This window comes from Nocardia sp. NPDC058497, assembly GCF_042720195.1.
GTDB lineage: Bacteria > Actinomycetota > Actinomycetes > Mycobacteriales > Mycobacteriaceae > Nocardia.
In genome coordinates this window covers 1-6,249 of the sequence record NZ_JBHXMY010000356.1, presented here as the reverse complement: position 1 = coordinate 6,249, position 6,249 = coordinate 1, and the positions used below count along the sequence as shown (strand labels likewise).

Below are 6,249 nucleotides of genomic sequence, written 5' to 3'. Positions count from 1 at the left end.
ACACCGGTCCGGGTAGAACCGGTGTCGCCCAACAGCTCTCGACAGACCTCGCGGGTCAGTCCGTGGTCTCGGTACGACCCGCGGCGGCCAGGTCTTCCTTGGCCCGTGCCGCCTCCGCCCGCGCGAGCGGATCGTTGACGACGATCTCCACGTCCGTGGTCACCGGCTTGCCGGTGGTGACACCGAGCGGATCCCGCACCGGGACATCGCGATTCATCGACCGGCCCGCACCGCTCTCGTCCAGGCCCCAGCGATCGTGCAGGCGGCGCAGGAAGTCCGGCGCGTACCAGTTCGCGTCGCCGAGCACCTTCATCGCGGCGGGCAGCAGGAACCCGCGCACCAGGGTGGCGTCGACGATCACCGCCAGCGGCAGGCCGATCCCGAACGCCTTCATGAAGGTGATGTCGGAGGCGAGGAAGCCGAGGAACACCAGCGAGATGAGGATCGCGGCCGCGGTGACGATGCGCCCGATCCGTTCCAGCCCCACCGCGACGGCGGTCTCGTTCTTGCCGGTGCGGTCGTATTCCTCGCGGATCCGCGCGAGCAGGAACACCTGGTAGTCCATCGCGAGACCGAAGGCGGCGGCGAACAGCATGACCGGCACGGTGGCGGACAGGTCGCCGGTGACGGTGAAACCGAACAGCCCGGACAGATGGCCGTCCTGGAAGATCCACACCAGCGCGCCGAAGGTCGCCGTGAGGCTCAACGCGCTGAGGACCACCGCCAGCACGGGCAGCACCACGCTGCCGGTGAGGGCGAACAGCACCACCAGCATCACGAGCACAACGAAGCCGAGCGCCCAGGGCAATTCGTCCTCGATGGCGGCGATGGAGTCGGCATTGGCCGCGGCGACGCCGCCGACCAGCAGCTCGCTGGGGGTCTGCACCGCGCGCACCTGCTCGACCAGCCCGGCCAGCGCGTCGCTGTCGGAGGTGGTGGGCCCGATCGACAGGTAGACGGCCCGGTCGGCCCGGAAGCGGGCGTTCGCCGCGGTGGAGGCGGTCAGCAGACCGCCCTGGGCGTAGCTGCCGGTGGCGGTGTCGACGCGGCGGACATGGTCGAGGTCGGACAGGTCGCGGGCGATGGAGTCGATGCCCGTTGCGCTGTACGCGCTCTCGGGCAGGACCGCGACGAGGGTGTTCTGGTCGCTCTCGCCGAAGTCGCGCTGCACGATCTCGGTGACCTGGCGGGAGTTCATCGACTCCGGCAGGGTGCGCTCGTCCGGGAAGCCGAGCTTGACGCCGAGGAACGGTGCGCCGAGGAGCAGCAGCAGCGCGGTCACGGCCAGCCCGATCGGGATCGGCTTGCGCATCACCGCGGTGGCGAGCTTGTGCCACGCACCCTCACCCGGCGCGGGGCGCGGCGCCCGCAGGAACCACCATCCTAGCTGGCCCTTGTCGATTCGCGTGCCGAGCAGCAGCAGCGCCGCGGGCAGCACGGTCAGGGAGACCAGGGCCGCCAGTGCCGCGACGAGGATGCCCGCGTAACCCATGGACCGGATCGCGAGCAGCGGGAAGAACAGCAGTCCGGCGAGCGCGACGGCGACGGTCAGCGCCGAGAACGCGACGGTGCGGCCCGCGGTGCGCAGGGTGGTCGCCACCGCGCCTGCCGGGGTGCGGCCCTCGGACAGTTCGTCGCGATAGCGGTTGACGATCAGCAGGCTGTAATCGATCGCGAGGCCGAGGCCGAGCAGGGTGGCCACGTTCGTCGCGGAGACCGACAGCGGGGTGAACACCGTCAGCAGCCACAGCGCGCCCATCGTCGCCAGCACGGTGCCGAGCGCGACCAGCAGCGGCAGGCTCGCCGCGACCAGGCCGCCGAAGACGAACAGCAGCGCGATCAGGGTGAGCGGGAACGCGATGGCCTCGCCCTTGGCGATATCGGTCTTGCTCTGCTCGACGGTCTCGTGCATGAGCATCGCGAAGCCACCGGCCCTGACCTGCAGGGTGCCTTGCGTCCCGGTCAGGTCGGCGGCGATCGCGGCGACACGCTGGTCGATCTCGCGTTCGCTGCCGAGCACGCTGGCCACGATCAGGCCCTGCTTGCCGTCGACGCTGCGCAGCGCGGGCTGGTGGGTGGTCCAGTAGGACACCACGTCGGTGACGCCGTCGCGCTCCTGCAGGTTGGCCACCAGTGCCGTTGCCGCCGCGGTGGATTCGGGGTCCTCGACCGAGGACTCGGTCTCCACGAGCAGCAGCAGGTTCGGCGGCGCCTGCCCGAACTCCGCGCGCAGCACCTCGAGTGCTCTGCTGGATTCGCTGCCCGGGTCGGTGTATCCGCCGCCCTCCACCCGCTCGAACAGCGTGGCGCCGAGTGCGCCGAGCACCAGCGCGAGCACTGCGAAAACGCCGAGCACCCAGCAGCTGCGCCGCTTGGTGAATTCGAACACCGGATATTCCCCTAACTCGTCACGCAACTGTGCGGCACGCACGTCGACGTGCGGGGGCTCGGGTGTTTCCGGCCGGTCCGCCTCGCCGGCCCGATCCTGTTGGCGGGTGGGCGCGTTCGCGCAGCGATGGTAGCAACTTCGTGGCGGCGCCGCCGGGCCTCGGGGTGACCCCGCGCACACCCTTCGATTCCCGGTCAGCGACCGGTCGGCTACACCCCGGCCGGTGCCGGGCCGATTCCCGCTACCGACGTCGCGATGACACGGCGCAGTCGCGGGGGCAGCGCGGCGAACAGCGCGCGCATTGCCGCGAGTGTGCCCCGTAAGTCGTCGTGTCCGGACAGGTAGGACCGTTGCAGCGGGGCGGGCAGATCGAAGAACGCGTCGAAGAAGACGGCGACATCGCGCGGCGGGATGGCCAGCAGTGCCCGCAAACCAGCCCGGCGCAGGGCGGCCACGGTGCGCGCCTGCACCGTCCACGGCGTCGTGCCCATGGCGACGCGGTCGGCCGCGCTCAGTGAGGCGGCGACGCTATAACCGGTGGCGGGATGGGTCAGGCCACCGGCCGCCCCGAATCGGCCATGGCCGGGCTTGCCACCTTGCACCGGGAACCGCACCCGCTCAACCGGTTCCGCACCGGTGAAGGGGATGCCGCGTGCCCGCAGGCGGTGTTCCAGGCGGTGTCGCAGGACATCGGGGCCGAGGGCGGGGCGGCCCGCGAGACAGGTTTCCTCGAACAGCATCATGTCTGCGCCGAGTGGGACGACGTAGAGGAACGAGGCCGGATCGTCCGGGTCCGCACCGTTGTCCCGGCGCCAGTCCATGAACAAGGTCGCCTGGTCGAGGGTTTCCCGTGGCAGAACCATGCCGTACGCGGTCTGCTCGGCGCGGCGCGGTGACCTGGCCAGGCCGCGTGCGTCGATCACCCGGCCGGTGCGGGTCGATCCGCTCGCCGTGCGCACCGAGCCCGCGTCCAGGTCGACGACCCGGTCGGCGATCACCTCCGCTCCATCGAGGGTCAGCGACCGTTGTAATCCCGCGGTGTCGAGGACCTGGTAGGTGCGGTCGATCCGGTGCTCCCGGACGGCCCACGCCGTCGGCCCGTCGACGTCCGCGGCGACGACGGCCGGATCGAGCCAGTCCGGCAGTTCGTCCGCCCAGGCGGCATAGGTCGGCGTCCACACCCTGTCCGGATGCGGGTCGATCACCGTGACGGCCAGGCCGCGGGCCAGCGCGCGATGGGCCACCGCCCGGCCCGCCGGGCCGAGTCCGCAGATGATCAGCTCGGCGTCCACCCGGTCATTGGATCAGACGCAACGTTGTCAAGCACCGCCGCGTCACGGACGGGCACCGGTTCTGCGGCGTTGCCTCGCCCCCGCGCGACATTTCGGCAATTATGGGGAAATGAGATCGATCTGGAAAGGCTCGATCGCCTTCGGGCTGGTCAATGTCCCGGTCAAGGTCTATACCGCGACCGAGGACCACGATATCCGGTTCCATCAGGTCCACGCCAAGGACGGCGGCCGGATCAAATACGACCGTGTCTGCCAGGCGTGCGGCAATTCGGTCCAGTATTCCGACATCGACAAGGCCTACGTCTCCCCCGACGGCGACCAGGTCGTCCTCACCGACGCCGATTTCGCGAAACTCCCCGCGGCGGAGAAACATGAAATCCCGGTGCTGGAATTCGTGCCGTCCGAGCAGATCGACCCCGTCCTGTTCGACAAGAGCTACTACCTCGAACCGGATTCGGCCACGCCCAAGGCCTATCAACTGCTGGCGGCCACCCTCGAACGCATCGACAAGACCGCGCTCGTGCACTTCACGCTGCGGCAGAAGACCAGGCTGGCGGCACTGCGGGTGCGCGACGGCGTGCTGGTCCTGCAGACACTGCTGTGGCCCGACGAGGTGCGTGCCGTGGACTTCCCGTCGCTCGACGAGGCGCCCGCGCCGCGCCCGCAGGAATTGAAGATGGCCGAGACGCTGGTCGAGTCGATGTCGGGCGATTTCGATCCCGGCGAATACACCGACGAATATCAGCTCGAATTGCAGAAACTCCTCGACGAGGCGATCGCCAGCGGTACGGGCAAGGTCGAATCCGCCGCGGCCGCCGAACCCGCCGAACAGCCCGACGCCGAGGTCGTCGACCTGGTCGCGGCACTGCAGCGCAGTCTCGAGGCCAGTGGCCGCCGCGACGCCGAGGCGGCGCCGGCTCCGAAGAAGGCGGCCAAGAAAACAGCGGCCAAGAAGGCCGCGCCGCGCAAGGCCGCGGCGAAGAAATCCACGGCAGGTAAGACCGCGACTCGCAAGGGTGCGTAGGGCAGACTGACGCTATGGACTCCTCGATCGTCGTCGTGCCGATGGGGCTGGGACATCTGCGTCAAGTCCTCGATCTCGGCCACCAGGTGTTCGACACGACCACCAAGCCGTACACGTCGTGGTCGCTCACAGCCGTCGCCGAACATCTGGACAGCCCGGACAATGCCTGCTGGGTCGCCCTGGATTCCGACCGGGTCGTCGGCTTCGTGCTCGGCTCGATGGAGTTCGAGCACCGCGACGACTGGGCCTACCTCGAGTGGATCGCGGTCGCGCCCGACATGCAGGGCCACGGCATCGCCCGGCGGCTGGTGAACGTGTGCTCGGAGGCGCTGTTCGCGCGCGGGGCACGCCATATCGTCACCGATGTCGAGGACCGCAACAGCGCTTCGGCGGCACTGATGACCAGCACCGGTTTCGTGCCCGCCGCGACCGTCACCCTGCTGGTGCGGCCGAACCCGGACGAGGCGAGCGGCGAGCAGCCGCTGCCGCCGATGTCGGCGAACACCCGTCACGATCTCATCCGCCGCGGCAGGCTGTCGGTGGAGCATCCGCGCCGCTGACCGGAGCGCCACCCGAGCATCGCCGCTGGTCCGGCCTATTCTCGACAGGTGGCCTCGCCGGATGAGCACGACTCCCCCGCGCTGACCGTCGTCGGCGACATGTGGTCGCCCGCGTGCGCGGCCATCCGCACCTTCCTCAGCCGCAACGAGATCGCCTGCCGCTGGGTGCAACCCACCGATCCGACCGGCCGCGAACTGCTGGCCGCGCACGGGTTCGCCGCCGACGACGCCCCGGTGCTGATCACCGCGGACGGCCGGGTGCTGAAACCCGCCGACGAGGAGCAACTCGCCCGGTGGGTCGGGCTGCACACCACCCCCAGCTCCGGCGGCTACGACCTGCTCGTCGTCGGCGGCGGTCCGGCGGGCATGGCCGCCGCCGTCTACGGCGCGTCGGAGGGACTGCACACCGTGCTGCTGGAGCGCTGGGCGATCGGCGGGCAGGCCGGGCTGAGCTCGCGCATCGAGAACTATCTCGGCTTCCCCGACGGGATCTCCGGTGCCGTGCTCACCGACCGGGCCCGGCGCCAGGCGGGCAAGTTCGGCGCCGAACTGGTGATCAGCCTGCGCGCCGACGCGCTCGAGGCCACCGACGAGGACATCACCGTGCACTGCGCGGGCGGCACCTCCCTGTCGGCGCGGGCGGCGATCATCGCCACCGGCGCCACCTTCCGCACCCTCGACGCACCGGGTGTCGAGGACTTCACCGGCCGCGGCGTCTACTACTTCTCGGCGCTCACCGAGGCGCCGCTGTGCGCGGGGGCCGACGTCTACATCGTCGGCGGCGCGAACTCGGCGGGCCAGGCGGCGGTGTACTTCGCCAGCTGCGCCCGCCGGGTGATCCTGCTGGTCCGCGCCGAATCGCTGGCCACGGAGATGTCGGCCTACCTGATCGCCCCGATCTCGTCGATCCCCGAGATCCCCAGACGCACCCGCACCGAGGTCGCCGGCCCCGCCCGCGGCCCCCACCCCCCTCCCCACACCCCA

The 6,249-nt window shown here is 70.4% G+C and carries 5 protein-coding genes; 3 read left to right on the top strand and 2 right to left on the bottom strand.

The window, feature by feature from the left end; all coding sequences use genetic code 11:
• Positions 1 to 55 precede the first annotated feature (55 nt).
• Together ACFWPJ_RS21760 and ACFWPJ_RS21755 are read right to left on the bottom strand one after the other, a co-directional pair.
• The gene (locus tag ACFWPJ_RS21760; protein ID WP_378854043.1) at positions 56 to 2,389 is read right to left on the bottom strand and encodes an MMPL family transporter; all 2,334 of its coding nucleotides are present in this window, start codon (positions 2,387 to 2,389) and stop codon (positions 56 to 58) included.
• A gap of 209 nt (positions 2,390 to 2,598) precedes the next feature.
• A complete protein-coding gene (locus ACFWPJ_RS21755; protein WP_378854041.1) occupies positions 2,599 to 3,681 on the bottom strand; it encodes a lycopene cyclase family protein in 1,083 nt (360 codons plus the stop codon).
• A gap of 109 nt (positions 3,682 to 3,790) precedes the next feature.
• Here ACFWPJ_RS21755 and ACFWPJ_RS21750 point away from each other — a divergent pair, with 109 nt between their 5' ends.
• The 3 genes from ACFWPJ_RS21750 to ACFWPJ_RS21740 all read left to right on the top strand — a co-directional run.
• Entirely contained in the window at positions 3,791 to 4,705 is a 915-nt protein-coding gene (locus ACFWPJ_RS21750; RefSeq protein WP_378854039.1) for a Ku protein, read from the top strand.
• A 14-nt stretch (positions 4,706 to 4,719) separates the two neighbouring features.
• The gene (locus ACFWPJ_RS21745) at positions 4,720 to 5,265 is read left to right on the top strand and encodes a GNAT family N-acetyltransferase (protein WP_189023472.1); all 546 of its coding nucleotides are present in this window, start codon (positions 4,720 to 4,722) and stop codon (positions 5,263 to 5,265) included.
• A 48-nt stretch (positions 5,266 to 5,313) separates the two neighbouring features.
• On the top strand, positions 5,314 to 6,249 hold a 936-nt coding region (locus ACFWPJ_RS21740), incomplete at its 3' end, for an NAD(P)/FAD-dependent oxidoreductase (protein WP_378854036.1).